This is a genomic window from Burkholderia metallica, assembly GCF_902832845.1.
In the GTDB taxonomy this organism is placed as follows: Bacteria; Pseudomonadota; Gammaproteobacteria; order Burkholderiales; family Burkholderiaceae; genus Burkholderia; species Burkholderia metallica.
The window spans coordinates 170,482-196,787 of the sequence record NZ_CADFDB010000012.1 but is presented as its reverse complement, the minus strand read 5'-3'; the positions used below and the strand labels follow the sequence as shown (position 1 = coordinate 196,787).

The 26,306-nt window shown below is 66.8% G+C and carries 26 protein-coding genes; 16 read left to right on the top strand and 10 right to left on the bottom strand.

The window, feature by feature from the left end; translation table 11 throughout:
* On the top strand, positions 1-195 hold a 195-nt coding region (locus HWX08_RS34220; protein WP_208454964.1), incomplete at its 5' end, for a hypothetical protein.
* Positions 196-356: 161 nt separating this feature from the next.
* Here the strand turns inward: HWX08_RS34220 and HWX08_RS28805 are convergent.
* Positions 357-1,133, bottom strand: a complete 777-nt coding sequence (locus HWX08_RS28805) for an enoyl-CoA hydratase (protein WP_069255666.1) — start codon at positions 1,131-1,133, stop codon at positions 357-359.
* Between the two features lie 129 nt (positions 1,134-1,262).
* Here HWX08_RS28805 and paaN point away from each other — a divergent pair, with 129 nt between their 5' ends.
* The 5 genes from paaN to paaK all read left to right on the top strand — a co-directional run bounded on the left by paaN (position 1,263) and on the right by paaK (position 6,887).
* The gene (gene paaN / locus HWX08_RS28800; RefSeq protein ID WP_174922607.1) at positions 1,263-2,969 is read left to right on the top strand and encodes a phenylacetic acid degradation protein PaaN; all 1,707 of its coding nucleotides are present in this window, start codon (positions 1,263-1,265) and stop codon (positions 2,967-2,969) included.
* Positions 2,970-3,056: 87 nt separating this feature from the next.
* A complete protein-coding gene (gene pcaF, locus HWX08_RS28795) occupies positions 3,057-4,259 on the top strand; it encodes a 3-oxoadipyl-CoA thiolase (protein WP_174922608.1) in 1,203 nt (400 codons plus the stop codon).
* 45 nt (positions 4,260-4,304) lie between these two features.
* Positions 4,305-5,096: a 2-(1,2-epoxy-1,2-dihydrophenyl)acetyl-CoA isomerase PaaG gene (gene paaG, locus HWX08_RS28790; protein WP_174922609.1), complete on the top strand. Its 792-nt coding sequence runs from the start codon at positions 4,305-4,307 to the stop codon at positions 5,094-5,096.
* Between the two features lies 1 nt (position 5,097).
* Entirely contained in the window at positions 5,098-5,550 is a 453-nt protein-coding gene (paaI, locus tag HWX08_RS28785; protein WP_069255663.1) for a hydroxyphenylacetyl-CoA thioesterase PaaI, read from the top strand.
* A gap of 38 nt (positions 5,551-5,588) precedes the next feature.
* Positions 5,589-6,887 (top strand): phenylacetate--CoA ligase PaaK, encoded by a 1,299-nt coding sequence (paaK, locus tag HWX08_RS28780; protein WP_174922610.1) that lies wholly within the window; start codon positions 5,589-5,591, stop codon positions 6,885-6,887.
* A gap of 256 nt (positions 6,888-7,143) precedes the next feature.
* Here the strand turns inward: paaK and mltA are convergent, their stop codons facing one another.
* On the bottom strand, positions 7,144-8,268 hold the full coding sequence (gene mltA / locus HWX08_RS28775; protein WP_244122781.1) for a murein transglycosylase A: 1,125 nt from the start codon (positions 8,266-8,268) through the stop codon (positions 7,144-7,146).
* A 28-nt stretch (positions 8,269-8,296) separates the two neighbouring features.
* Between mltA and HWX08_RS34475 the strand changes: the two genes are divergently transcribed.
* Complete coding sequence (locus tag HWX08_RS34475; RefSeq protein ID WP_226243402.1) at positions 8,297-8,440, top strand: hypothetical protein; 144 nt, start codon at positions 8,297-8,299, stop codon at positions 8,438-8,440.
* A 14-nt stretch (positions 8,441-8,454) separates the two neighbouring features.
* Here the strand turns inward: HWX08_RS34475 and apaG are convergent, their stop codons facing one another.
* A complete protein-coding gene (gene apaG / locus HWX08_RS28770) occupies positions 8,455-8,829 on the bottom strand; it encodes a Co2+/Mg2+ efflux protein ApaG (protein WP_069255661.1) in 375 nt (124 codons plus the stop codon).
* A 178-nt stretch (positions 8,830-9,007) separates the two neighbouring features.
* Between apaG and rpe the strand changes: the two genes are divergently transcribed.
* The 8 genes from rpe to HWX08_RS28730 all read left to right on the top strand — a co-directional run bounded on the left by rpe (position 9,008) and on the right by HWX08_RS28730 (position 16,323).
* Positions 9,008-9,694, top strand: a complete 687-nt coding sequence (gene rpe, locus HWX08_RS28765) for a ribulose-phosphate 3-epimerase (RefSeq protein ID WP_059522359.1) — start codon at positions 9,008-9,010, stop codon at positions 9,692-9,694.
* A 4-nt stretch (positions 9,695-9,698) separates the two neighbouring features.
* Positions 9,699-10,463 carry a phosphoglycolate phosphatase gene (locus HWX08_RS28760; protein WP_174922612.1) on the top strand — a complete coding sequence of 255 codons (765 nt, stop codon included), beginning with the start codon at positions 9,699-9,701 and terminating at the stop codon, positions 10,461-10,463.
* A gap of 357 nt (positions 10,464-10,820) precedes the next feature.
* On the top strand, positions 10,821-12,314 hold the full coding sequence (gene trpE / locus HWX08_RS28755; RefSeq protein ID WP_174922613.1) for an anthranilate synthase component I: 1,494 nt from the start codon (positions 10,821-10,823) through the stop codon (positions 12,312-12,314).
* Between the two features lie 13 nt (positions 12,315-12,327).
* Positions 12,328-12,918 carry an aminodeoxychorismate/anthranilate synthase component II gene (locus HWX08_RS28750; RefSeq protein ID WP_174922614.1) on the top strand — a complete coding sequence of 197 codons (591 nt, stop codon included), beginning with the start codon at positions 12,328-12,330 and terminating at the stop codon, positions 12,916-12,918.
* A gap of 13 nt (positions 12,919-12,931) precedes the next feature.
* The gene (gene trpD / locus HWX08_RS28745; RefSeq protein ID WP_069255657.1) at positions 12,932-13,963 is read left to right on the top strand and encodes an anthranilate phosphoribosyltransferase; all 1,032 of its coding nucleotides are present in this window, start codon (positions 12,932-12,934) and stop codon (positions 13,961-13,963) included.
* 29 nt (positions 13,964-13,992) lie between these two features.
* Entirely contained in the window at positions 13,993-14,778 is a 786-nt protein-coding gene (trpC, locus tag HWX08_RS28740) for an indole-3-glycerol phosphate synthase TrpC (protein ID WP_069255656.1), read from the top strand.
* Positions 14,778-15,404, top strand: coding sequence for a CYTH domain-containing protein (locus HWX08_RS28735; protein WP_174922615.1), 627 nt, complete (start codon positions 14,778-14,780; stop codon positions 15,402-15,404). The genes trpC and HWX08_RS28735 overlap by 1 nt, the downstream gene beginning before the upstream one ends.
* A 13-nt stretch (positions 15,405-15,417) precedes the next feature.
* Entirely contained in the window at positions 15,418-16,323 is a 906-nt protein-coding gene (locus HWX08_RS28730; RefSeq protein WP_174922616.1) for a uracil-DNA glycosylase, read from the top strand.
* 111 nt (positions 16,324-16,434) lie between these two features.
* Here the strand turns inward: HWX08_RS28730 and HWX08_RS28725 are convergent, their stop codons facing one another.
* From HWX08_RS28725 to HWX08_RS28710, 4 genes are all read right to left on the bottom strand, one after another.
* Positions 16,435-17,031, bottom strand: a complete 597-nt coding sequence (locus tag HWX08_RS28725; RefSeq protein ID WP_069255653.1) for an FMN-dependent NADH-azoreductase — start codon at positions 17,029-17,031, stop codon at positions 16,435-16,437.
* 146 nt (positions 17,032-17,177) lie between these two features.
* On the bottom strand, positions 17,178-18,977 hold the full coding sequence (locus tag HWX08_RS28720; protein ID WP_174922617.1) for a M61 family metallopeptidase: 1,800 nt from the start codon (positions 18,975-18,977) through the stop codon (positions 17,178-17,180).
* Positions 18,978-19,083: 106 nt separating this feature from the next.
* On the bottom strand, positions 19,084-19,812 hold the full coding sequence (locus tag HWX08_RS28715; protein WP_069255651.1) for a DsbC family protein: 729 nt from the start codon (positions 19,810-19,812) through the stop codon (positions 19,084-19,086).
* Between the two features lie 90 nt (positions 19,813-19,902).
* A complete protein-coding gene (locus tag HWX08_RS28710; RefSeq protein ID WP_174922618.1) occupies positions 19,903-21,081 on the bottom strand; it encodes a UbiH/UbiF family hydroxylase in 1,179 nt (392 codons plus the stop codon).
* A 247-nt stretch (positions 21,082-21,328) separates the two neighbouring features.
* Between HWX08_RS28710 and ychF the strand changes: the two genes are divergently transcribed.
* Positions 21,329-22,423, top strand: coding sequence for a redox-regulated ATPase YchF (gene ychF, locus HWX08_RS28705; RefSeq protein WP_069255649.1), 1,095 nt, complete (start codon positions 21,329-21,331; stop codon positions 22,421-22,423).
* 236 nt (positions 22,424-22,659) lie between these two features.
* On the opposite strand, the gene gabP is transcribed toward ychF, so the two are convergent.
* From gabP to HWX08_RS28690, 3 genes are all read right to left on the bottom strand, one after another.
* Entirely contained in the window at positions 22,660-24,051 is a 1,392-nt protein-coding gene (gabP, locus tag HWX08_RS28700) for a GABA permease (RefSeq protein WP_069255648.1), read from the bottom strand.
* A gap of 416 nt (positions 24,052-24,467) precedes the next feature.
* Complete coding sequence (locus HWX08_RS28695) at positions 24,468-24,812, bottom strand: MmcQ/YjbR family DNA-binding protein (protein ID WP_174922619.1); 345 nt, start codon at positions 24,810-24,812, stop codon at positions 24,468-24,470.
* A gap of 82 nt (positions 24,813-24,894) precedes the next feature.
* Positions 24,895-26,214, bottom strand: coding sequence for an MFS transporter (locus tag HWX08_RS28690; RefSeq protein ID WP_174922620.1), 1,320 nt, complete (start codon positions 26,212-26,214; stop codon positions 24,895-24,897).
* Positions 26,215-26,306: the final 92 nt, after the last annotated feature.

Here is a 26,306-nt window from a genome sequence, read left to right as displayed (position 1 = left end):
GCAGCGCTGCGTTTTCAGCAGCAGAGAAGCGAGATTATGAACCGTGTTTCGCAGCGCGTCAACAACTTTTTACATCAGATCGTTGCGACTGCGGGGCTCAACTTCCAGGCCAGCCGTGCGCTCCAGACTCCAGCGCTCCACCCACCCTGCTTCCCTCTTCCGCGCCGCGTTTCCGTTAGCGCGAAAGAGGCGTGATTCTAAGCACCGGCCACCTTCCACGCAAGCCCTTTGTGAAAATAATTTGAAAAAGCCCCCGTGCGCTCGCGCACGGGGGCTTCGGGCTCGACGACCGGACCAATCATGCCGGCCACCGAAACCAACCAGTAGCCGGCCACCCATACCGGCAGCCCAACCGATCAGCGATGCTTGAACGTCGGCTTCCGTTTTTCGACGAATGCCGCCATCCCTTCTTTCTGGTCCTCGGTCGCGAACAGCGAATGGAACAGCCGACGCTCGAAGTGGACACCTTCGGCCAGCGTCGTCTCGTACGCACGGTTGACCGACTCCTTGACCATCATGACTGCCGGCAACGAAAACTCGGCGATCGTCGTCGCAGCCGCAATCGCTTCGTCGAGCAGCTTGTCGGCCGGCAGCACGCGCGATACGAGCCCCGCGCGCTCCGCCTCGGCCGCATCCATGAAGCGGGCCGTCAGGCACATGTCCATCGCCTTCGCTTTCGACACCGCGCGCGGCAGACGCTGCGTGCCACCCGCGCCCGGCATGACGCCGAGTTTGATTTCCGGCTGGCCGAACTTGGCCGTATCCGCTGCGAAGATGATGTCGCACATCATTGCCAGCTCACACCCGCCACCCAGTGCAAAGCCCGAAACCGCCGCAATGATCGGCTTGCGGATCTCGCGGACCGTCTCCCAGTTGCGCGTGATGTAGTCGCCCCGGTACACATCCATATAGGAATAGGTCGCCATCATGCCGATGTCCGCGCCGGCTGCGAACGCCTTCTCGCTCCCGGTCACGACGATCGCGCCGATGCCATCGTCCGCATCGAACGCCTTCAGCGCGTCTCCCAGCTCATCCATCAGCGCATCGTTCAGCGCGTTCAGCGCCTTCGGACGGTTCAGCGTAACCAGCCCGACACGCCCCCGGGTCTCCACCAGGATGTTCTCGTAAGCCATCTATTTCTCCTCGATCAATGAAATGAGAAACGCCTCGCACATGCGAATAGTTTGATGCTACCATTCTCCGACCAACCGGTCGGTTAATTAATCGATCCAACCCCTCTCAACGTCCATCAGGCTGCCGCCATGACCCATGCACTGTTCACGAAGCACGAAGACACGCTGAAGCACGCACTCGCCGCCATCGAGAGCCGCGGGTACTGGAGCCCGTTCGCCGAAATGCCGAGCCCCAAAGTGTACGGGGAAAGCGCGAATGCAGATGGCGAGGCCGCGTTCAAGTCGCACCTCGACAAGACGTTCGCGCTCGACCAGCCGGCGTCCGGCGAAACGGTCGGTGCAGAGCGGTCGCCGTACGGCATCGCCTTGGGCATCCGGTATCCGAAGTCGACGCCTGACGAACTGATCGCCGCCGCCGCGGCCGCGCAACGCTCGTGGCGCGAAGCCGGCCCGAGCGCCTGGGTCGGCGTCAGCCTCGAAATCCTCGCGCGCCTGAATCGCGCAAGCTTCGAGATCGCCTACAGCGTGATGCACACCACGGGGCAGGCATTCATGATGGCGTTCCAGGCTGGCGGCCCGCACGCGCAAGATCGTGCGCTCGAGGCAGTCGCGTATGCATGGGACGAACTGCGCCGCATCCCGGCCGATGCGCACTGGGAAAAGCCGCAAGGCAAGAACCCGCCGCTCGCGATGCACAAGCGCTATACGATCGTCCCGCGCGGCACGGGCCTCGTCCTCGGCTGCTGCACGTTCCCGACCTGGAACGGCTACCCGGGCCTGTTCGCCGATCTGGCAACCGGCAACACCGTGATCGTCAAACCGCATCCGGGCGCGATCCTGCCCCTCGCCATTACCGTGAAGATCGCTCGTGACGTGCTGCGCGAAGCCGGATTCGATCCGAACGTCGTCACCCTCCTCGCGACCGAACCCAACGACGGCGCACTCGTCCAGGATCTCGCGCTGCGCCCCGAGATCAAGCTGATCGACTTCACCGGCAGCACGCAGAACGGCACGTGGCTCGAACGCCATGCTCACCAGGCACAGGTCTATACCGAGAAGGCAGGCGTCAACCAGATCGTGATCGATTCGACCGACGACCTGAAGGCCACCGCCAAGAACATCGCATTCTCGCTGGCGCTGTACTCCGGCCAGATGTGCACCGCGCCGCAGAACATCTACGTGCCGCGCGACGGCATCCGGACGGCGGACGGCCATGCGAGCTTCGACGAGGTCGCACAGGCAATCGCCGTCGCCGTGCAAAAACTCACCGGCGACCCGGCACGCTCGGTCGAACTGATCGGCGCGATCCAGAACGAAGGCGTGACCGCACGCATCGACGACGCCCGCCAGCTCGGCCGCGTGCTCGCCGACAGCCTGACCCTCCAGCACCCCGCCTTCCCCGATGCCCGCGTGCGCACGCCGCTCGTGCTGCAACTCGACGTGGCCGATCGCGAGAAATTCACGCAGGAGTGGTTCGGCCCGATCTCGTTCGTGATCGCGACCGACTCGACCGCGCAGTCGCTCGATCTCGCCGGCGAAATCGCGGCGGAACATGGCGCACTGACGCTCTCCGTCTACAGCCTCGACGAGGCGACCGTCGAGGCCGCGCACGACGCGGCGGTGCGCGGCGGTGTCGCGCTGTCGATCAACCTGACGGGCGGCGTGTTCGTGAACCAGTCGGCGGCGTTCTCGGATTTCCACGGCACGGGCGCGAACCCGGCCGCCAACGCGGCACTGGCCGACCCGGCGTTCGTTGCCAACCGGTTCCGCGTGGTGCAAAGCCGCGTCCATGTTGCGCCGAAAGCGGTACCTGCGGAAGCCGGCCAACCGGCATAACCCGAATGGTCGACGTGCAAACGCCGTCACGTTCTCTACCATGAACGAATCCGCCACCCGGCGGGTTCGTTGCTCATCGATACGACCATGACAGACGCCTTTATCTGCGACGCGATTCGCACCCCCATCGGCCGCTACGGCGGCGCCCTGAAAGATGTCCGCGCCGACGACCTCGGTGCGGTGCCGCTCAAGGCGCTCGTCGAACGCAACCGCAACGTCGACTGGACGGCGATCGACGACGTGATCTACGGCTGCGCGAACCAGGCCGGCGAAGACAACCGCAACGTCGCGCGCATCTCGGCGCTGCTCGCGGGCCTGCCGATCGACGTGCCCGGCACGACGTTGAACCGGCTGTGCGGCTCCGGGATGGACGCGATCGGCACGGCTGCACGCGCCATCAGGGCAGGCGAAGCGCGGCTGATGATCGCCGGCGGTGTCGAGAGCATGACGCGCGCGCCGTTCGTGATGGGCAAGGCTGCGAGCGCTTTCGCGCGCCAGGCCGACATCTTCGACACGACGATCGGCTGGCGCTTCATCAATCCGCTGATGAAACAGCTGTATGGCGTCGATTCGATGCCCGAGACCGCCGAGAACGTCGCGGTCGATTACAACATCAGCCGCGCCGACCAGGACCTGTTCGCACTGCGCAGCCAGCAGAAGGCCGCGCGGGCTCAGCACGACGGCACGCTCGCCGAAGAAATCGTCGAGGTCACGATTGCGCAGAAGAAAGGCGATCCGGTCGTCGTGTCGCGCGACGAACATCCGCGCGAGACGTCGCTCGAAGCGCTGGCGAAGCTCAAGGGTGTCGTGCGCCCCGACGGCTCGGTGACGGCCGGCAATGCATCGGGCGTCAACGACGGTGCGTGCGCGCTGCTGCTCGCCAATGCGCAGGCAGCCGACCAGTACGGCCTGCGCCGCCGCGCACGCGTGATCGGCATGGCGACAGCCGGCGTCGCACCGCGCGTGATGGGCATCGGGCCCGCGCCGGCCACGCAGAAACTGTTGCGCCAGCTCGGCATGACCATCGACCAGTTCGACGTGATCGAGCTGAACGAAGCGTTCGCATCGCAAGGTCTCGCGGTGCTGCGCATGCTCGGCGTCGCCGACGACGATCCGCGCGTGAACCCGAACGGCGGCGCAATCGCACTGGGCCATCCGCTCGGCGCATCGGGCGCCCGCCTCGTGACCACGGCGCTCCACCAACTCGAGCGTACGGGCGGCCGCTTTGCGCTGTGCACGATGTGCATCGGCGTCGGCCAGGGCATCGCACTCGCGATCGAACGCGTGTAACCCGCGCGCCGCCCGCCTATAACGAAGTCATGAAGGAGACACTGCATGTCCTATCAGGCGATTCAGCTGGATATCGATCAGGCCTCGAACGTGGCCACGATCACCCTCAACCGCCCCGACAAGCTGAACAGCTTTACGCGGGCGATGCATCGCGAGCTGCAGTCGGCGCTCGATGATGTCGAGGCAGCCGGCGCGCGCGCACTGATCCTGACCGGTGTGGGGCGCGGCTTCTGCGCGGGCCAGGACCTGGCCGATCTCGACTTCACACCGGGCGCGTCGACCGACCTCGGCGCGCTGATCGACGAGCACTTCAATCCTCTGATCCGCCGCCTGCAGTGTCTGCCGATTCCAGTGATCGCCGCCGTCAACGGCACGGCGGCCGGCGCCGGCGCGAATCTCGCGCTCGCATGCGATCTCGTGTTCGCCGCCCGCTCGAGCAGCTTCATCCAGGCCTTCGTCAAGATCGGGCTCGTACCCGATTCGGGCGGCACGTGGTTCCTGCCGCAGCGCGTCGGTATGGCACGTGCGCTGGGGCTCGCGCTGACCGGCGACAAGCTCGGTGCCGACCAGGCCGAACAATGGGGCTTGATCTGGCGCGCGGTCGACGACGACGCACTCGCCGCGACGGTCCGTCAGCTCGCCACCCAGCTCGCGCAGCAACCGACGCTCGCGCTTGCATCGATCAAGCAATCGATGCGGGCCAGCGTCACGAATACGCTCGACCAGCAACTCGACGTGGAGCGCGACCTGCAGCGCAAGCTCGGCCAGTCGCACGACTACGCGGAAGGCGTGCAGGCCTTCATCGAGAAACGCGCGCCGCGCTTCGAGGGGCGTTGACATGACGACCCCCATCGCCACGCTCGATCCCGATTCGCTCGCCCGCGCCACCGCGCGCGCCATGTACGACGCCGACGCATGCAGCCGTGCGTTCGGAATGGAAATCGCCGAAGTCCGCGCGGGCTACGCGCGTCTGCAGATGCGCGTACGGCCCGAATTCCTGAACGGACATCAGACCTGCCATGGCGGGATCATCTTCACGCTGGCCGATTCGACGTTCGCGTTCGCGTGCAATTCGTACAACGTGAACACCGTCGCGGCTGGCTGTTCGATCGAATTCCTGCGCCCCGTGCACGGCGACGACGTGCTGACGGCCGAGGCGATCGAACAGGCTCGCGCCGGCCGCCAAGGCATCTACGACATTCGCGTCACGAACCAGACCGGCGAAACCGTCGCGATGTTTCGCGGCAAATCCGCCCAGATCAAGGGCACGGTCATCCCGGAAGACCGCTGACGTCCACGGCTCGCACATAACAAACACTGGAGACATGCATGACTACCCCGCTACCGCTCGAGCCGATCGAGACCGCCTCACGCGACGAGCTGACCGCGCTGCAGCTCGAACGCCTCAAGTGGTCGCTCCGGCATGCGTATGACCACTCTCCCGTCTATCGTCGCAAGTTCGACGACGCGGGCGTCCATCCCGACGACCTGAAGACGCTCGCCGACCTGTCGCGCTTCCCGTTCACGACGAAGAGCGACTTGCGCGACAGTTACCCGTTCGGCATGTTCGCGGTGCCGCAGGACCAGATCTCGCGCATTCATGCGTCGTCGGGCACGACCGGCAAGCCGACGGTCGTCGGCTATACGACCGGCGACATCGACACCTGGGCGAATCTCGTCGCACGCTCGATCCGTGCCGCCGGCGCGCGGCGCGGCGACAAGGTGCATGTCAGCTACGGCTACGGCTTGTTCACGGGCGGGCTCGGCGCGCACTACGGCGCCGAACGCGCCGGGCTGACCGTAATCCCGTTCGGCGGCGGCCAGACCGAGAAGCAGGTACAGCTGATCCAGGATTTCCGACCCGACATCATCATGGTGACGCCGAGCTACATGCTGTCGATCGCCGACGAAATCGAGCGCCAGGGCCTCGATCCCGTGCAGAGTTCGCTGCGCATCGGCATTTTCGGCGCGGAACCGTGGACCAACGACATGCGCGTCGCGATCGAGCAGCGAATGGGCATCGACGCGGTCGACATTTACGGGCTGTCCGAAGTGATGGGCCCCGGCGTCGCGTCCGAATGCGTCGAGACCAAGGATGGCCCGACGATCTGGGAAGACCACTTCTATCCGGAAATCATCGACCCCGAAACCGGCGAAGTGCTGCCGGACGGCGAACTCGGCGAGCTCGTGTTCACGTCACTGACGAAGGAGGCGCTGCCGATCGTCCGCTACCGGACCCGCGACCTCACGCGGCTGTTGCCCGGCACGGCCCGCACGATGCGCCGGATGGAGAAGATCACGGGTCGTTCGGACGACATGATGATCGTGCGCGGCGTCAACGTGTTTCCGACGCAGATCGAGGAACAGTTGCTCAAGCAGCGCGCGCTGGCACCGCACTATCAGATCGTGCTGACGAAGGAAGGCCCGCTCGACGTGCTGACGCTCAACGTCGAGCCCTGCCCAGAGACCGCGCCCGATACGGCGGCGATCCATGCGGCAAAACAGGCGCTCGCGTACGACATCAAGTCGCTGATCGGCGTAACGGCCGTGATCAACGTGTTGCCCGTCAACGGGATCGAGCGTTCGGTCGGCAAGGCGCGACGCGTCGTCGACAAACGCAAGGGCTGACGCCGGACGCCGCGCATGCATGACGCGTGGTGAATCCGCGCTTGCAAATGAAACACCCCCGATCGGCCAACGCCGATCGGGGGTGTTTCATTTCAGGGCGCCATTGGCGCATCCGCCGACGCGACAAGCGCATCACGAAAACCGGTGTCGCACCTGTGCCCCGCAATCGGAGCGATCCGCCCCACGCACACCATCGCGCCCACCAGCACCGCGGTTCGATGCATCAACGGCGCGCCCCGGGCCCTACTGCCTCACGTCACGAATTCGGGAACAGCAGCCACATCCGGCCGACCTGCTTCATCCGCCCGGCCTGATCGCCTGCATCGTCACCGAGCCCCCAGAAATAGTCGGCCCGCACGCCGCCCTTGATCGCCGAGCCCGTATCCTGCGCGAACACGAGCCGGTTCATCGGCGTATTCGTGAGCGGGCGCGTGGTCTGCAGGAACACGGGGGTGCCGAGCGGGATCGACGACGGGTCGACGGCGATCGAACGCTCGGGCGTCAGCGGCACGCCGAGCGCGCCGATCGGGCCGTCCGCGCCACCGTGCAGTGCATCTTCCTTGGTCGGCATGTCACGGAAGAACACGAATCGCGGGTTCGTGTCGAGCAACGCGTCGACCCGGGTCGGGTTCGCCTTCGCCCATGCCTTGATGCCCTGCATCGTCGCCTGGGCGGGCGTCAGCTCGCCGCGATCGAGCAGCCACTTGCCGATCGACCGGTACGGCTGGTTGTTGGTGCCGCCGAAGCCGACCCGCATCACCGAACCGTCGTCGAGCAGCACGCGTCCCGAGCCCTGCACCTGCAGGAAGAATGCTTCGATCGGGTCGTCGACCCACACGAGTTCGTTGCCGTTCAGAATGCCGGCGCGTTCGAGCTGAGCGCGCGCCGGCAGCGCGGCGCCCGCACGATAGCCGGCCGGCCAGCGATAGAGCGCGTACTGATACGGACCGCGCCGCACGCGCGAACCATGCAGCAGCGGCTCGTAATAGCCGGTCACGAGCCCGTCGAGCGTCCCGTCGGTGTTCGCAAACTGGAATGGCGTGAAATAGGTTTCGAAGAACGCCCGCGCGCTGCTGACATCGAGCTCGTCGAGCCGGTCGGCCGCCGCACACGCGCGCTGCCAGGCCGGCTGGCGCGCGAGCCGCGTGCAGTTCTGCCGCAGCGCGGCCGTCGCGCCGATCAGCGAATCGTCCTGCCAGCCCGGCACCTGCTGCCACGCGACCGGCGTGAGCCGCTTCGCGGCGACCTGCCCCGGCACGATCGCCGCGCCGGTCGGCGGCTTCAGCGTGGAGGTGCGCGTCGGCGCACCGCCGCACGCGGCAAGCAGCGCCGCCGCGGCCGCCGCCGCAACCCACCCGGCCAGCCGGGGCCCAAACCACATACAATGTCCGTTCTTGATGGAAACCGCCATGTCAGATTTTCTCGACCAATATCCGATGCTCATCTTCGCGCTCGAAGCCTTCGTCGCGCTTGCCCTGCTGATCTTCATCGTCGTGTGGACGTCGTCGGGCAGAAAGAAGCACGCCCGCAACCACGATCGCCAGCCGCGCTGACGCGCGCCGCACGCTCAATGCAGCGTGCGCGGCATGTGCAGGGCGAACTCGTCGACCGGCGCCTCGAAGCGCTCGCCGTCCTCCGCCACGCAGAAGTACGCGCCGCGCATCGTGCCGACCGGCGTCGCGATCACGGCCCAGCTCGTGTACTCGAAGTGCTCGCCCGGCTGCAGCAGCGGCTGGTGCCCGACGACGCCGAGCCCCTTCACTTCCTGCACGTGGTTCTCGCTGTCCGTGATGATCCAGTGACGCGCGATCAATTGTGCCGCGACCTGCCCCGTGTTGCGGATGGTCAGCGTGTACGCGAATGCGTATTGACGGCGATCGGGGTCGGATTGTTCCGGCAGGTAGCCGGTTTTCACCGAAACGGTGAACTGATACTGACTCATGGTGTTTCCGCTGGAAGATGACTGACCGTGCCGGCATGGGCAACGGGGCCGCGGGCGCGCCGCATTGGTTCGGCATTCTATGCGCATTCGGGCCGCGACCGCACGGCCCGCCGCCGCGCACCGGGTCGCCGGACGGTAGAATGTCGGTTTTGCGCCGCAACGTCCCCGCTCCCCTGCCATGACCCAATTCCGCATCGCCCCCAGCATCCTGTCGGCCGATTTCGCTCGGCTCGGCGAAGAAGTCCGCAACGTGGTCGCCGCCGGCGCCGACTGGATCCACTTCGACGTGATGGACAACCATTATGTGCCGAACCTGACCATCGGCCCGCTCGTGTGCGAAGCGATCCGCCCGCACGTGCAGGTGCCGATCGACGTGCACCTGATGGTGCGCCCGGTCGACCGGATCGTGCCCGATTTCGCGAAGGCCGGTGCGAACCTGATCAGCTTCCACCCGGAAGGCTCCGATCACATCGACCGCACGCTGTCGCTGATCCGCGACCACGGCTGCAAGGCCGGCCTCGTGTTCAATCCGGCCACGCCGCTGAACTACCTCGACCACGTGATGGATCGCCTGGACTTCGTACTGCTGATGTCGGTCAACCCGGGCTTCGGCGGCCAGTCGTTCATTCCGGAAACGCTGAACAAGCTGCGCGAAGCACGCGCTCGCATCGACGCGTACATCGAGCGCACGGGCCGCGAGATCCTGCTCGAAGTCGACGGCGGCGTGAAGACCGACAACATCGCGGAAATCGCGGCGGCCGGCGCGGACACCTTCGTCGCCGGTTCGGCGATATTCGGCAAGCCCGACTACCGCAAGGTGATCGACGAGATGCGCGCCGCGCTCGCTACCGTCGAGCGGAGCTGACGCCGTGGCCGACTCGTCGCTCGCCGGCCATGCGCCGGCCGGAGCCGCGCCGCAAGCCGCTCCGATCCGCTTCGCTGCGCCGCGCATCGATGCGGCGCTGATCGACCTCGACGGCACGATGGTCGATACGGCCGACGATTTCACGGCCGGCCTGAACGGAATGCTCGCGCAGCTCGGCGCACCGGCCACGTCGCGCGACGAGGTGATCGGCTACGTCGGCAAGGGCTCCGAACACCTGATCCAGAGCGTGCTGAAGCCGCGCTTCCCGGCCGATGAAGCGCACGCGCGCTTCGACGACGCGCTGGCGATCTACCAGACCGAATACGCGAAGATCAACGGCCGCCACACGCGCCTCTATCCGGACGTGGCCGCCGGCCTCGACGCGCTGCGCGCGGCCGGCATCCGGCTCGCGTGCGTGACGAACAAGCCGCACCGCTTCGCGGTCGAGCTGCTCGAGCAGTACGGGCTGGCCGACTGCTTCGGCATCGTGCTCGGCGGCGACAGCGTCGCACGCAAGAAGCCCGATCCGCTGCCGATGCTGAGGGCCTGCGACGCGCTCGGCGTCGCACCGGATGCGGCGGTCGCGATCGGCGACTCGGAAAACGATGCGCTGGCAGGCCGCGCGGCCGGGATGGCGACGCTGACGGTGCCGTACGGCTACAACCATGGCAAAGCTATACAAACGATAAATTCGGATGGTATAGTCGATTCGTTGCTGGTCGCAGCTCGCGCAATTTCCGCGCACAACGCCGGCCGGCCAACCCTCTGATTATTTCTTCCATCCGCATGTTTCTGAATAAAAAACGGAGTCTGAGCAGCATCGACCGGGGAGCCTGGCCCTGGCGTCGCTGGTCGCGCTAACCTCTTCGATGAGGTACGCTGAAGCACGTCTTCAGCGCCGTTTTTTATCTCGCTGCGCATCCGCGCGCCGATCGTCGCACCACCTCGAGTTCCACCGCGCCCGAACGCTTGCGTTCAGGACCGGCCGCAGGCTCGCGACGTTCACGCCCGGAGTGCCGGCCGGCAACAGGCACTTCTCGATCGACCGCCCTTTCGCCGACGGCAACCCGCGCAGCGTCAAGTGATCCCTGGCGCACGCGCCGCTCGTCCCGAACAGGACCGGAACATGACCGAACTCGAATTTCAATCGCTCGCGAACGAAGGCTACAACCGCATCCCGCTGATCGCGGAAGCACTCGCCGATCTCGAAACGCCGCTGTCCCTCTACCTGAAGCTGGCGCAGCCCGAACGCTCGGGCGCCAACTCGTTCCTGCTCGAATCGGTGGTCGGCGGCGAACGCTTCGGCCGCTATTCGTTCATCGGCCTGCCCGCCCGTACGCTCGTGCGTACCCGCAACGGCGTGTCGGAAGTCGTGCGCGACGGCCAGGTCGTCGAGACGCACGACGGCGACCCGTTCCAGTTCATCGAATCGTTCCAGGCGCGCTTCAAGGTCGCGCAGCGCCCGGGCCTGCCGCGCTTCTGCGGCGGCCTCGCCGGCTACTTCGGCTACGACGCGGTGCGCTACATCGAGAAGAAACTCACGCATACCGCGCCGCGCGACGATCTCGGCCTGCCCGACATCCAGTTGCTGCTGACCGAGGAAGTCGCGGTGATCGACAACCTCGCCGGCAAGCTGTACCTGATCATCTACGCGGATCCGGGCCAGCCCGAAGCGTATGCGAAGGCGAAACATCGCCTGCGCGAGCTGAAGCAGCGCCTGCGCACGACCGTGCAGCCGCCCGTCACGTCGGCGAGCGTGCGCACCGAGACGTTCCGCGAGTTCAGGAAGGACGACTATCTGGCCGCCGTGCGCCAGGCGAAGGAATACATCGCGGCCGGCGAACTGATGCAGATCCAGGTCGGCCAGCGTCTGACGAAGCCGTACCGCGACAATCCGCTGTCGCTGTATCGCGCGCTGCGTTCGCTGAACCCGTCGCCATACATGTACTACTACAACTTCGGCGATTTCCACGTGGTCGGCGCGTCGCCGGAAATCCTGGTGCGCCAGGAAAAGCGCGGCGACGACCAGATCGTCACGATCCGGCCGCTGGCCGGCACGCGCCCGCGCGGCAACACGCCCGAGCGCGACGCGGAACTCGCGACCGAGCTGCTCAACGATCCGAAGGAGATCGCCGAGCACGTGATGCTGATCGACCTCGCGCGCAACGACGTCGGCCGCATCGCGGAAATCGGCTCGGTGCACGTGACCGACCAGATGGTCATCGAGAAATACTCGCACGTGCAGCACATCGTCAGCTCGGTCGAAGGCAAGCTGAAGCCCGGCATGACGAACTACGACGTGCTGCGCGCGACGTTCCCGGCCGGCACGCTGTCCGGTGCGCCGAAGGTCCGCGCGATGGAGCTGATCGACGAGCTCGAGCCGGTCAAGCGCGGGTTGTACGGCGGTGCGGTGGGCTACCTGTCGTTCTCGGGCGAGATGGATCTCGCGATCGCGATCCGCACGGGCCTGATCCACAACGGCAACCTGTACGTTCAAGCGGCGGCCGGCGTCGTCGCGGATTCGGTACCCGAATCCGAATGGCAAGAGACCGAGAACAAGGCGCGCGCGGTGCTGCGTGCGGCCGAACAGGTCCAGGACGGCCTCGATAGCGACTTCTGACCGGAGACTGACCATGCTGCTCATGATCGACAACTACGACTCGTTTACCTACAACCTGGTCCAGTACTTCGGCGAACTCGGCGAGGACGTGCGCACCTACCGCAACGACGAAATCACGCTCGACGACATCGCGCGCCTGAATCCCGACGCGATCTGCCTGTCGCCCGGCCCGAGCAACCCGCAGCACGCAGGCATCACGCTCGACGTGCTGAAGGAATTCGCGGGCAAGAAGCCGATCCTCGGCGTGTGCCTCGGCCATCAGGCGATCGGCGAGGCCTTCGGCGGCCGCGTCGTGCGCGCGAAGACCATCATGCACGGCAAGGTGAGCAAGATCGAAACCGACTGCCGCGGCGTGTTCGCGGATCTGCCGAAGCATTTCGACGTCACGCGCTACCACTCGCTCGCGATCGAGCGCGAATCGCTGCCCGACTGCCTCGAGGTGTCCGCATGGACCGACGACGGCGAAATCATGGGCGTGCGCCACAAGACGCTGCCGGTCGAAGGCGTGCAGTTCCATCCGGAGTCGATCCTCTCCGAGCATGGTCATGCGCTGCTCGAGAACTTCCTGAAGCAAGCGCGCGCCGCGGCCGCGCAAGCGGCCTGACGGGAGCCTCACGATGACGATTACCCCGCAGGAAGCGCTGCAGCGCACGATCGAACACCGCGAAATCTTCCACGACGAGATGCTGCACCTGATGCGGCTGATCATGCGCGGCGACATGTCGCCCGTGATGGCGGCCGCGATCATCACCGGGCTGCGCGTGAAGAAGGAGACGATCGGAGAAATCGCCGCCGCCGCGACCGTGATGCGCGAATTCGCGAACCACGTCGACGTGCAGGACAACTCGAATTTCGTCGACATCGTCGGCACGGGCGGCGACGGCTCGCACACGTTCAACATCTCGACCGCGTCGATGTTCGTCACGGCCGCGGCCGGCGCGAAAGTCGCGAAGCATGGCAACCGCGGCGTGTCGAGCAAGTCCGGCAGCGCCGACGTGCTCGAGGCGCTCGGCGTGAACATCGACCTGCAATCCGACCAGGTGGCCGCGTCGATCGCCGAGACCGGCATGGGCTTCATGTTCGCGCCGAACCATCACCCGGCGATGAAGAACATCGCGGCCGTGCGCCGCGAGCTCGGCGTGCGCACGATCTTCAACATCCTCGGCCCGCTGACCAATCCGGCCGGCGCGCCGAACCAGCTGATGGGCGTGTTCCACCCCGACCTCGTCGGCATCCAGGTGCGCGTGATGCAGCGCCTCGGCGCGCAGCACGTGCTGGTCGTGTACGGCAAGGACGGGATGGATGAAGTGTCGCTCGGCGCGGCGACCCTCGTCGGCGAATTGCGCGACGGCAAGGTGCACGAATACGAGATCCATCCGGAAGACTTCGGCCTGCAGATGGTGTCGAACCGCACGCTGAAGGTCGAAAATGCCGACGAATCGCGCACGATGCTGCTCGGCGCGCTGGACAACCAGCCGGGCGTCGCGCGCGAGATCGTCACGCTGAACGCGGGCACCGCGCTCTATGCGGCCAATATCGCCGAATCGATCGCGGACGGCATCCAGCTCGCCCGCGAAGCGATCGCGAGCGGCAAGGCACGCGCGAAAGTCGACGAACTCGTGCGCTTCACGCAGCAGTTCAAGCGCTGACTCCCCTTACGAATCAAGCAGGAATCTACATGAGCGACATTCTCGACCGAATCATCGCCGTCAAGCGCGAAGAAGTCGCGGCGGCCATGCGCAGCGCGCCGCTCGAGGCATTGAAACTGGACGCCTCCACACGCGACCTGCGCGACTTCGTCGGCGCACTGCGTGCGAAGCATACGGCCGGCCAGGCGGCCGTGATTTCCGAAATCAAGAAGGCAAGCCCGTCGAAGGGCGTGCTGCGCGAGCATTTCGTGCCGGCCGACATCGCGCGCTCGTATGCGGCGCACGGCGCCGCGTGCCTGTCGGTGCTGACCGACGAACAGTTCTTCCAGGGCAGCGTCCGCTATCTTGAAGAGGCGCGCGCGGCCTGCACGCTGCCGGTGCTGCGCAAGGACTTCATCGTCGATGCGTACCAGATCATGGAAGCGCGCGCGATGGGCGCCGACGCGATCCTGCTGATCGCCGCCGCGCTCGACACGCCGCTGATGCAGGATCTCGAAGCGTATGCGCACTCGCTCGGCCTCGCGGTGCTGGTCGAAGTCCATGACCGCAACGAGATGGAGCAGGCGCTGACGCTCAAGACCCCGCTGCTCGGCATCAACAACCGCAACCTGCGCACGTTCGAGACGTCGATCCAGACCACGCTCGACATGCTCGACATGATTCCGGCGGACCGCATCGTCGTGACCGAATCGGGCATCCTGTCGCGCACCGACGTCGATACGATGCGCGCAGCGAACGTGAACACGTTCCTCGTCGGCGAGGCGTTCATGCGCGCCGACCAGCCGGGCGAGGAGCTCGCACGGATGTTCTTCTGATGGCGATCGAAAAGGAAATCAAGCTCGCGCTGCCGGCCGGCCAGGCCGACGCCGCGCGACGCTTCTTCGAGACGCTGACCGGCGAACCGGGTGAGGAGATCGCGCTCGCGAACGTCTACTACGACACGCCCGATCTCGCGCTGGCCCGCTCGAAGAGCGCGGTGCGCGTGCGCCGCACGCCGCACGGCTGGCTGCAGACGTTCAAGACGGTCGGCAGCGCCGAAGGCGGCCTGCATCGCCGCCACGAATGGGAACTGCCGGTCGCCGGCGACGCGCTCGACATCGACGCGCTCGTCGCGGCCTGCGACGTGCCGGAAGCCGCCGCCGCGCTGAATGACGCGGCCGGCGCGCTGTCCGCGCTGTTCCGCACGGATTTTTCGCGTACGCTGTGGCGCATCGCAATCGGCGGTGCGACCGTCGAAGCCGCGGTGGACCTCGGCGAGATCGTCGTCCAGGCGGAACACGAAACGCGCCGCGAACCGATCAGCGAAATCGAACTCGAACTGATCGACGGCCCGGAAGCGGCGCTCGCAACGCTCGCCACCGAACTGCAGCAGGCGCTGCCGGGCCTCGTTCCCGAAAACATCAGCAAGGCGCAGCGCGGCTACCGGCTGCGCGCGCAATAAACACGCATCACGCATGGCAACCCGCAAGACTTCCCGAGCGCCGCAACAGGCGTCGCTGTTCGACGATCCCGTGCCGGAAACGGCACCGGTCGCCCCTCCGTCCCCGCCTTCCGAGCCGCCCGCGGCCGGACGCAAGCCCGCCAGGAAAGCCGCTGCGCCGGACATGACGCCATCCGCGCCGCAGCCCGTTGCCGCCGACGTTCCGCACCTCGCCGCGCAGTTCGACGCGCTGCCGTCCGTCTGGCGCGACGTGCTGAAACCCTTTACCGACAGCGACGCATACGCGCCGCTGTGCCGCTTCGTCGACGACGAGCGTGCAGCCGGCAAGACGGTCTACCCGACCGACGTGTTCCGTGCGCTGCGCCTGACGAGCCCGGACGACGTGAAGGTCGTGATTCTCGGCCAGGATCCGTACCACGGCGACGATCGCGGCACGCCGCAGGCGCACGGGCTCGCGTTCTCGGTGCCGCCGGCCGTGCGCACGCCGCCGTCGCTGCGCAACATCTTCAAGGAAATCGCCGCGAACTTCGGCCACGACACACCGCGCCACGGCTGCCTCGACACGTGGGCGCGCCAGGGCGTGCTGCTGCTCAACACGGTGCTGACGGTCGAGCGCGGCGCGGCCGCAAGCCATGCGAAGCGCGGCTGGGAGCAATGCACGGACACGCTGATCCGCGAACTCGCCAGCCGCCATCGCGGGCTCGTGTTCATGCTGTGGGGCGCCCACGCGCAGGCCAAGCGCGCGCTGTTCGATGCCAACGCGCATTGCGTGCTCGAGGCGCCGCACCCGTCGCCGTTGTCCGCGCACCGCGGCTTTCTCGGCTGCCGCCATTTCGCGCTCGCGAACGACTATCTGGTCGATGCGGGCCGCGAACCGATCGACTGGCGCCTGCCGGAAGTCGCCGAAACGCTCGCGTAGCAACCTTCGGCGACGCGTTCGCCGGCCCGTATGCGAAAACGCCGCGCCCCTTTCGGGACGCGGCGTTTTTTTATCGCTCGATGCAGCGGGTGCGTCGCACCCGCGTCGACCTTACGCGGCGGCGATCGCTTCGCGTGCGCTGGCAAGCGCGGCGCTCTGCGAATCCGGGCCCAGGTTCAGGCCTTCCGCGAAGATGAAGCTCACGTCGGTCATGCCGACGAAGCCGAGGAACGTGCGCAGGTACGGCGTCTGGCTGTCGTTCGGCGTACCGGCGTACTTGCCGCCGCGGGCCGTCACCACGTGAACCTTCTTGCCCTTGATCAGACCTTCCGGACCGTTCTCGGTGTAGCGGAACGTGACGCCTGCACGTGCGATCCAGTCGAAGTACGTCTTCAGTTGCGACGAGATGCCGAAGTTGTACATCGGTGCGCCGATCACGATGATGTCGGCGGCTTGCAGTTCGGCGATCAGTGCGTCGCTCTTCGCGACGATCGCATTCTGTTCCGCGGTGCGCTGGTCGGCCGGCGTGAAGAACGCGCCCAGCACCGATTCGTCGAGGTGCGGCAGCGCATCGGTCAGCAGGTCGCGAACCACGACCTTCGCGCCGGGGTTCGATTGTTGCAGCTTTGCCGTCAGTTCGTTGGCCAGCAGCGTGGATTGCGCACCTTGCGAACGCGCGGCGGAATTGATTTGCAGAATGGTCGTCATGTCAGGCTCCAGGGGGTTGCGCTTCGGTAGCGCGAGTGACGCCATTGTGCGTGGCCGCATGACCGTGAAAAAGCGGGTTCAGGGCGACGGATTGTTGCAGCAGCGAAACAATCCACAATCGCGCCCCGATACCCGCATCGGTACGCTCACCCCTTCATCCACGCTTCCCGGGCTTTCGATACGGCCGCCGGCTTCGCGGCTGCCGTCAGCCGGTAGCGCGTGACTTCCGGGCCGTCGAGCTTCAGTTTCGCGGTGCGCAGCTCGTCGCGGCGGAACGCGTGAACCTCGACCTTGTCGCCCGGCCGGTAGCGCGCGAGCAGCGCATCGAGGTTGGTGCCCGTGACGCGCAGCCCGTCGACCGCGATCAGCGTGTCGCCGGCCGACAGCCCCGCGCGATGCGCGGCGCCGCCTTCGTAGACCGCGGCGAACGTGCAGTCCGCGCCGCCGCGCACGCGCGCGCCGATCGTCGGCTTCGCGGCTGCGCCGGTCGCGACGTCGGGTGCGAGCGTCACGCCGAACGGTGCGAGCAGTTCGGCGAGCGGCAGGTCGCGCTTGCCGTGCACCGCATCGGCGAACAGGCGGCCGAGCGCGACGCCCGTCGCTTCCTCGATCAGCGCCTCGACTGCGTTTTCCTCGACGCCCGCCTGCTTGCCGCGATAGAAGTCGCGACCATAGCGTTGCCACAGCAGGCGCATTACGTCGTCGAGCGACTTCTTGTTGCGCGTCTGCGCGCGGATCGCGAGATCGAACGCGAGCGCGACGAGCGAGCCCTTCGTGTAATAGCTGACGATCGCATTGGTCGCGTTCTCGTCCTGGCGGTAATACTTGATCCACGCGTCGAACGAGCTTTCCGCGACGCTCTGCTTCAGGCGCCCCGTGCCGCGCAGCACACCGCCGATCGTGCGGCCGAGCGCCGCGAAATATTCGTCCTGCGACATCAGCCCGCTGCGCACCAGCATCAGGTCGTCGTAATACGACGTGAAGCCCTCGAACAGCCACAGCAGCGACGTGTAGTTCTCGCGCGTCAGGTCGTACGGCACGAACGCCGCCGGCTTGATGCGCTTCACGTTCCACGTATGGAAATACTCGTGGCTGCAGAGGCCGAGATACGTGCGATAGCCTTCGGTCGTTTCGGGCCGCCCCTTCACCGGCAGGTCGGTGCGGTTGCAGATCAGCGCGGTCGACGCGCGATGTTCGAGGCCGCCGTAACCGTCGCTGACCGCAAGCGTCATGAACACGTAGCGCTCCATCGGCGCCTTCTTCGATTTCGGCTCGAACAGCGCGATCTGCGCTTCGCACACGCGCTTCAGGTCGCTGCGCAGGCGCTCCAGGTCGAGCTGCGTCACGCGCCCCGCGATCACGATGTCGTGCGGCACGCCGTGCGCGTCGAACGTCGCGAGCGCGAATTCGCCGATCGTCACCGGATGATCGGAAAGCTCGTCGTAGTTCGAAGCGCGGTACGCGCCGAACCCGTAGCGCTTCGTGCCGCGCGCCTCGGGCAATGCGGTGCCGACGCGCCACGTGCGAAACGCCGCGCCGGCCGGTTTCGCGATGTCGACTTCGCACGGCGCGTCCTCGCGGCCGGCCACGCTCAGGAACACGGCGGTCGCGTTGAAGAAGCCGCCCGATTCGTCGAGATACGCCGAGCGCACCGACAGGTCCCATGCATACACGTCGTAACGCAGCGTCAGCGCGCCGGTCACGGGGGCGGCGTGCCACGTGTGCTTGTCGGTCTTCGCGATCCGCACCTTGCGGCCCGCGTCGTTGAATGCGCCGAGCGTCACGATGTTGCGCGCGAACTCGCGCACGAGATAGCTGCCCGGAATCCACACCGGCAGCGAGAAGCGCTGACCTTCGGGATCGGGATCGGCGACCGTCACCGACACTTCGAACAGGTGTGCGGCAAGATCTTTCGGGACAATCGAATAGCGGATCGGCTGGGTCATCGTGGCAATCGGTCGGTCGAATACGGCGGCGAAAACGAAGAGAGGCGCCGGCAGATCATGCGGGCGCCCCTCGCTGGCCGGGCCACGCGGCCCGGCAGCTGGTCGGTTACTTGCTCGACGCGAGCGCCTGGTTGAGCTGGTCGGCCGACACGGCGCCCGGCAGGCGGCGGCCGTCCGGCAGGAAGATCGTCGGCGTGCCGGTGACGTTCATCCCGCGGCCGAGCGCAAGGTTCTTGTCGAGCGCGGTGGTGTCGCAGGTGCCGGCGCCGGACGGCGCGCGGTGGTCGAGCATCCAGCCCTGCCACGTCTTCGCGCGGTCGGTCGCACACCAGATCGCCTTCGACTTCGCGGTCGAATCCGGCGACAGCACCGGGTACAGGAACGTGTAGACGGTCACGTTGTCGACCGACTGCAGCGTCGTCTCGAGCTTCTTGCAGTACGGGCAGTTCGGATCGGAGAACACCGCGATCTTGCGCGCGCCGTTGCCCTTGACGACCTTGATCGCATTCGCGAACGGCAGGCTCGCGAAGTCGATCTTGTTGATGTCGGACAGGCGTGCGTCGGTCAGGTTCTTGTGCGTCTTGGTGTCGACGAGATCGCCGAGCAGCACGTAGTCGCCCGCCGCGTCGCTATAGATGATCTGCGAGCCGAGGTTCACTTCGTAAAGGCCGGCGACCGGCGATTTCGACACGCTCTTGATCGGCGCGTCGTTGCCGAGGCGGGCCTGCAGCGTGGCTTTCAGCTTGTCGGTGGTCTGGTCGGCCTGCGCGGTGCAGCCAAGCGTCGCCATCGTGACGGCCAGCGCCAGCGACGCGATGCGGATGGTTTTTTTCATCTAGATCTTCCTTCAGCTCAATCGGTGTGCACGGCACAGTGTACGCCGTAACGGAACCGTGTCCGACCGGCGAAGCGGCCGAAGGTTCGATCAGCCGAGCGCGGCCGACACGAGCCAGCGCTTCACGAGCGGCTGCGCGCCGACGAACGCCATGCCCGCGTTGCGCACCGCCTTCGCGAGCGTGCCTGGCACCGCGAACAGCCGCTGCAGCCCGTCGGTCGCGACCATCAGCGCGCGGATGTCCTCGCGGCGCGAACGCTCGTAGCGACGCAGCAGCACCGTATCGCCGAGGTTGCGGAAGCTCTCCTTGCCCGCGATCGCGTCGGCGAGCGCCGCGACGTCGCGCAGCCCGAGGTTCATCCCCTGCCCCGCGAGCGGGTGGATCAGGTGCGCGGCATCGCCGACGAGCGCGACGCGCGGCGCAATCAGCTTGTCGACCGTCTGCAGCGCCAGCGGGAAACCGGCGGCCGGCGTCACGCACTCGAGCGTGCCGACCTGGCCGTGCGACACGCGCTCGACCTCGGCCGCGAGCTGCGCCGGATCGAGTGCGAGCAATGCGTCCGCGTGCGCGGTGTGCGCGGACCAGACGAGCGACACATGGCCGTCCGGCAACGGCAGCAGCGCGACGATCTCGCCTTCGTGGAACCACTGGTAGGCCGTCTCGCGATGCGGCAGCGACGCCTTGAAGTTCGCGACGACGCCCGTTTGCCGATAATCGCGCCGCTCGACCTTGGCCCCCATTTGCGAGCGCACCCACGAATGCGCGCCGTCGGCGCCGACGACGAGATCCGCTTCCAGCACCTGCCCCGACGACAGCGTGAGCACGGCCGCGTCGTCGCGCACGTCGAAGCCCTGCGCGCGCGCATCGAACCACGTGAGGTTCGGCTGGAACCGCAGCGCGGCGTCGAGCGACGCCTCGACCAGCGACGATTCGGCGATCCATGCGAGCTGCGGCACGGAAGCCTGATACGCGGAGAAATGCAGCTCCGCGTGGGCATCGCCGTACACGCGCATGTCGTAGACGGGGGCGAGCCGGCCGTGGTCGAGCGCCTGCCAGACCCGCAGCCGCTCGAGCAGCGCCTGCGAACTGGAGGACAGCGCGTAGACGCGCGTGTCGAATGCGAGATCGGCGGGGCGCGGCGTGGCCGGCTGGGCGAGCAAGGCTGTCTTGTAGCCGGACTGGGTCAGCGCGAGCGCGGCCGTCTTGCCGACGAGCCCGCCGCCGACCACGGCGACGTCGAAGGTGTGGTGGGCAGTCATGGCGGGCATTATAGCCGCGGGGCCAAACCCTTACGCGGCCGGACTTTGCGGGAAATCAGCAGAATCGCGGGCGGCCGGCGCGGCGTGGCGGCCCCGCCGCATCGGCCGTTCGGCGCGCCCCCGGAATCCGGGGCGTCGGCACGGTACAATAGCGTCTTTGACCGTCGGCCAGCCGCGCTCCACGCGCCGGCCGCCCTTTTTTCCCGCGCCGCCGTGCCCTGTCCGGCCGCGCCGCCTTACCCGTCCGAAGGATTCCATGAGTCTCAAATGCGGCATCGTCGGCTTGCCCAACGTCGGCAAGTCCACCCTGTTCAATGCGCTGACCAAGGCCGGCATCGCCGCCGAGAACTACCCGTTCTGCACGATCGAGCCGAACGTCGGCATCGTCGAAGTGCCCGATACGCGCCTGAAGGCGCTCTCCGAGATCGTCAAGCCGGAGCGTGTCGTGCCGGCCGTCGTCGAGTTCGTCGACATCGCGGGCCTCGTCGCGGGCGCGAGCAAGGGTGAAGGCCTCGGCAACCAGTTCCTCGCGAACATCCGCGAAACCGATGCGATCACGCACGTCGTGCGCTGCTTCGAAGACGAAAACGTCATTCACGTCGCCGGCAAGGTCAGCCCGATCGACGACATCGAAGTGATCAACACCGAACTCGCGCTCGCCGACCTCGGCACCGTCGAGAAGGCGCTCACGCGCTATTCGAAGGCGGCGAAGTCGGGCAACGACAAGGAAGCGGCGAAGCTCGTCGCGGTGCTCGAGAAAGTGCGCGCGCAACTCGACCAGGGCAAGGCCGTGCGCGGTCTCGCGCTGTCGGACGACGAAGAAGCGCTGATCAAGCCGTTCTGCCTGATCACCGCGAAGCCGGCGATGTACGTGGCCAACGTGAAGGACGACGGGTTCGAGAACAACCCGCACCTCGACGCCGTGCGCAAGTACGCGGAAAGCGAAAATGCGCCGGTGGTCGCCGTGTGCGCGGCGATCGAGGCGGAAATCGCCGATCTCGACGATGCGGACAAGGAAGCGTTCCTCGCCGACATGGGCATGGAAGAGCCGGGGCTCGACCGCGTGATCCGTGCGGGCTTCAAGCTGCTCGGCCTGCAGACGTACTTCACCGCGGGCGTGAAGGAAGTGCGTGCGTGGACGATCCACATCGGCGACACGGCGCCGCAGGCGGCCGGCGTGATCCACACCGACTTCGAGCGCGGCTTCATCCGTGCGCAGACGATCGCGTTCGACGACTACGTCACGTACAAGGGCGAGCAAGGCGCGAAGGAAGCCGGCAAGATGCGCGCGGAAGGGAAGGAATATGTCGTGCACGACGGCGACGTGATGAACTTCCTGTTCAACGTCTGAGCGTTGCGCAACGACGCGCTCCGCGCGTCGCGACAGGCGAACGACGCCTGCAATGAACTGAACCCCAAGCGTTGGATACAGATCCGGCCCTTGGGGTTTTTCATGTCGAGACGCGTCCGGCCATTTCCCCGAGCCGCCGCGACGACGGCAAAAAAAACCGACCGGCAAATGCCGGTCGGGTAATGAGGTTGTCCGGGCAGGCACTCAGGCGCCGTCGGGCCGTGCCGCTCGCGCGATCACGTCGCCGACACGCGCCGCCCTTCGCTCGCCTGCGCATCGCGCCCGCGCTTGTTCAGCCACGACGCGAACAGCACGATCAGTGCGAGCACGGCCGTCGCACCGACTTCCATCCGGTGATCCTCGCTCACGAGCATCACGGTCAGCGTGCCGCAGATGAACAGGATCACCAGCCACGTAAGCCACGGGAACAGCCACATCCGCAGCGTCAGGTCCGCACCGCTCGATTCGAGCGTCTTGCGCATCCGCAATTGCGAAATCGCGATCACCAGATAGACGAGCAGCGCGATCGCACCCGACGTCGCCAGCAGAAAGCCGAACACCTGCTCCGGCATCAGGTAGTTCGCGATCACGGTCAGGAAGCCGAACGCGGTCGACGCGAGCACGGCCGCACGCGGCGTGCCGGTCGAATCGGTGCGATGCAGGAACGCAGGCGCGTCCTTGCGCTTGGACAGCGAGAACAGCATCCGCGACGCGGTGTACAGCGCCGAATTCAGGCAGCTCGCAACCGACACGAGCACGATCACGTCGATGATCGCCTTCGCGTTCGGGATGCCGATCAGCTCCATCGCGCGCTGATACGAGCCGTGCTTCGGCAGCAGCGGGTCGTTCCACGGCACGATGGCCGCGACGACGAGAATCGAGCCGAGATAGAACAGCGTGATACGCCAGATCACCGAGTTGGTCGCGCGCACGATCTGGCGTTGCGGGTTGTCCGACTCGGCGGCCGCGATCGTCACGATCTCGGTGCCGAGGAACGAGAACATCGTCGTCAGCATCGCAGCGAGCACCGCGCTCGCGCCGTGCGGCATGAAGCCGTCGTGCACGAACAGGTTCGACACGCCCGACACGGCCGGAGCGGGAATGATGCCGACGATCGCCGCGCCGCCGATGCACAGGAACACGACGATCGCGACGACCTTGATCAGCGCGAACCAGAATTCGAATTCGCCGTAGTTCTTGACCGAGAAGAGGTTGGTCACCGTCAGCACCAGCGTGATGCCGAGCGCGAAGACCCAGGTTGCGACGCCGGGGAACCACGCATTGAGGATGGTCGCGGCGGCGGTCGCCTCGATCGGAATCACGAGCACCCAGAACCACCAGTACAGCCAGCCGATCGAGAAACCGGCCCAGTGGCCGATCGCGCGATCGGCATAGGTGGAGAACGAACCGCTGTCCGGATGGGCGACGGCCATTTCGCCGAGCATGCGCATCACCAGCACGACCAGCACACCGGCGATCGCATACGCGAGGATCGACGCCGGGCCGGCTTCCGCGATGGCATGGCCGGAGCCGACGAACAGGCCCGCGCCGATCACGCCGGCAATCGACATCATCGTCACGTGCCGCTGCTTCAGGCCCGTACCGAGGCCCGTGTTGCTTCCACTCATCTGTCTCTCTCCAAAAAACGGTTCCGGTATGGCCGGGTATCGCGTGAAGGCAGCACGGGGGATTGTGGTTCTTGAGCCGGGCCGGGTGCGGCGCCTGCACGGAATGCAGGCGGCGGAGCCGGACCGGGGGCCGTTCCGGAACGGTGCGCAATGCAGTCTGCGAAGCTGCAGGTGCGATGCGGCGCGGCGAGTGCCGGCGCATCGCGTGCGCCCTTTCCGTCGGCTTGGGTCAACTGCCTTCGAAGCGAAGGAGTGTAAGCACCAAACGGTTCTTCACTAAGAACCAATTGAAGAATTTCGATGGAACCACTTGTTGCATCGACGCCGATCGATGCAACGCTTGCAGCCGTTCGCGGCGGCTCCCGAGCCCGCGCAATGCCTCGGGCGGCACCGGGCAGCAAGCCGCAACCGGCACGTCAGCGCACACCGCTCGCCATTTCGTCGCGCCATCTGGCGGGGACGACAGCCAGCCATTCTCGCAGCAACAGATTTTTCACGGCGTCCGGACGGGCCGCCGACAGCCGCACCAGCACGATCGGCCAGCCGACGTAGTGATCCGTCACGTAATAGATGTCCGGTTCCGATTCGATCAGCCATGCGCGCTCGTCGGGGCCGACGCCCTTCACGACAAGCGTGTCGCCGTCCTCCCGCAGCCGCGCGAGCATCTTGCCCTTCACCTTGAGTGCCGGCGTGCCGTACGACGTGCCCTCCTCGACGCCGCGCCATGCCAGCGCGATCTGCCGGACTTCGTCGAATGTCATCGCGCCTCCCGACTGCCCGTCTTCGGTTCAAGATCCGGCCACCGTACCGTAATTGGCGCCGGCGAGCGCGGAAAGAGTGCGACTATCCGCGCACCGCGCGTGCAGCCGTCGACGTACGGCCCGTCGTCGCGACGATCGCGAACGCGATCGCATTCGCGGCGGCGCTGGCCAGGATCGGCACCAGATAGCCGCCGCCCGCGTCGTAGATGAAGCCGGCCGCGGTCGGGCCGATCAGCGTGCCGAATGCGACGCTCGTATAAAGCACGCCGATGATCCCGCTCACGTTGCGGCCGCCGAAGGCGTCCATCACGACCGCCGGCAGCACCGCGACCCAGCCGCCGTAAAACACGCCGAACACGAGGGCGAACGCAGCAAGCGTCGCGACGGTACCGGCCCCCGCCCAGGCGACGAGCGCGACGGCCATGCCCGCGAACATCGCGAGCAGCGATGCGCGGCGGCCGAAGCGGTCGGCGAGGCCGCCGAGGAAGAAGCGCCCCGCCGTGCTGCCGACGCCGATCGCGCCGAGCAACAGCACGGCCGTCGATGACGCGACGCCGTGATCGAGCGCGTACGGCACGAGATGAACGAACGGGACGAACACGCCGAACGAGCAAATGAGGCATGCCGCGTAGAGACTCGCGAACGGACGCGACATGACGGCTTCGCGCACCGTCGCGCCGGCCGGCACCGAAGCAGCGGCCGGCGTGCGGCCGGCGGCCGCGCCGGACACCGACGCCCGCGCATCGCGCCCGGCGCTCGCCGCGCCGCCGCCTTCGACGGGCACATGCGCAGGCGCCCCGTCCGGCAGCAGCCCCCGCCCGCGCGGATCGTTCTCGATCAGCAGCGACATGCCCGCGCCGATCACGACCGCGATCACGGCCAGCGTGAAATACGCGCCGCGCCAGCCGACGTGCGCGATCAGCGCAGACGCGAGCGGCGGCATCACCAGCGTGCCGACGCCGATCCCGGCCACGGCGAGCCCCGATGCGAAGCCACGCCGGCGCACGAACCAGCGCTGCACGGCGCCGACGGCCGGCACGTACGCGCAGCCGACGCCGAACCCGACACCCAGCCCGTACGCGACATAGACCTGCACCAGCGTGTGCGCGGCGCCGGCGGCCGCGAGTCCGGCGCCGGTCAGCAGCATCCCGGCGACGGCAAGCCGCCGCGAGCCGAAGCGGTCGGCGAGCGGCCCGCTGACGATCCCGAAACCGAAATACAGGAAGCCGGCGAGCGAAAACACGAGTGAAATCTGCCCGCGCGACGCGGCGAAATCCCGCTGCAGCGACTCGACGAACGCGCTGAACGTGTACGCGCTGCCGAACCCGACGAACGTGACGGCGAACGCGGCCGCCACCACGTACCAGCCGTAGAAAAGGCGCGATGCGCCAGGGCGGTTCATGACGATGCTCCTCTCAGGTTCCACCGGCCGCCGGGCGGCGTCCGGATTGCCTCATGGATATAGATGAACTATGTTGATCGCATCGGCTGCCG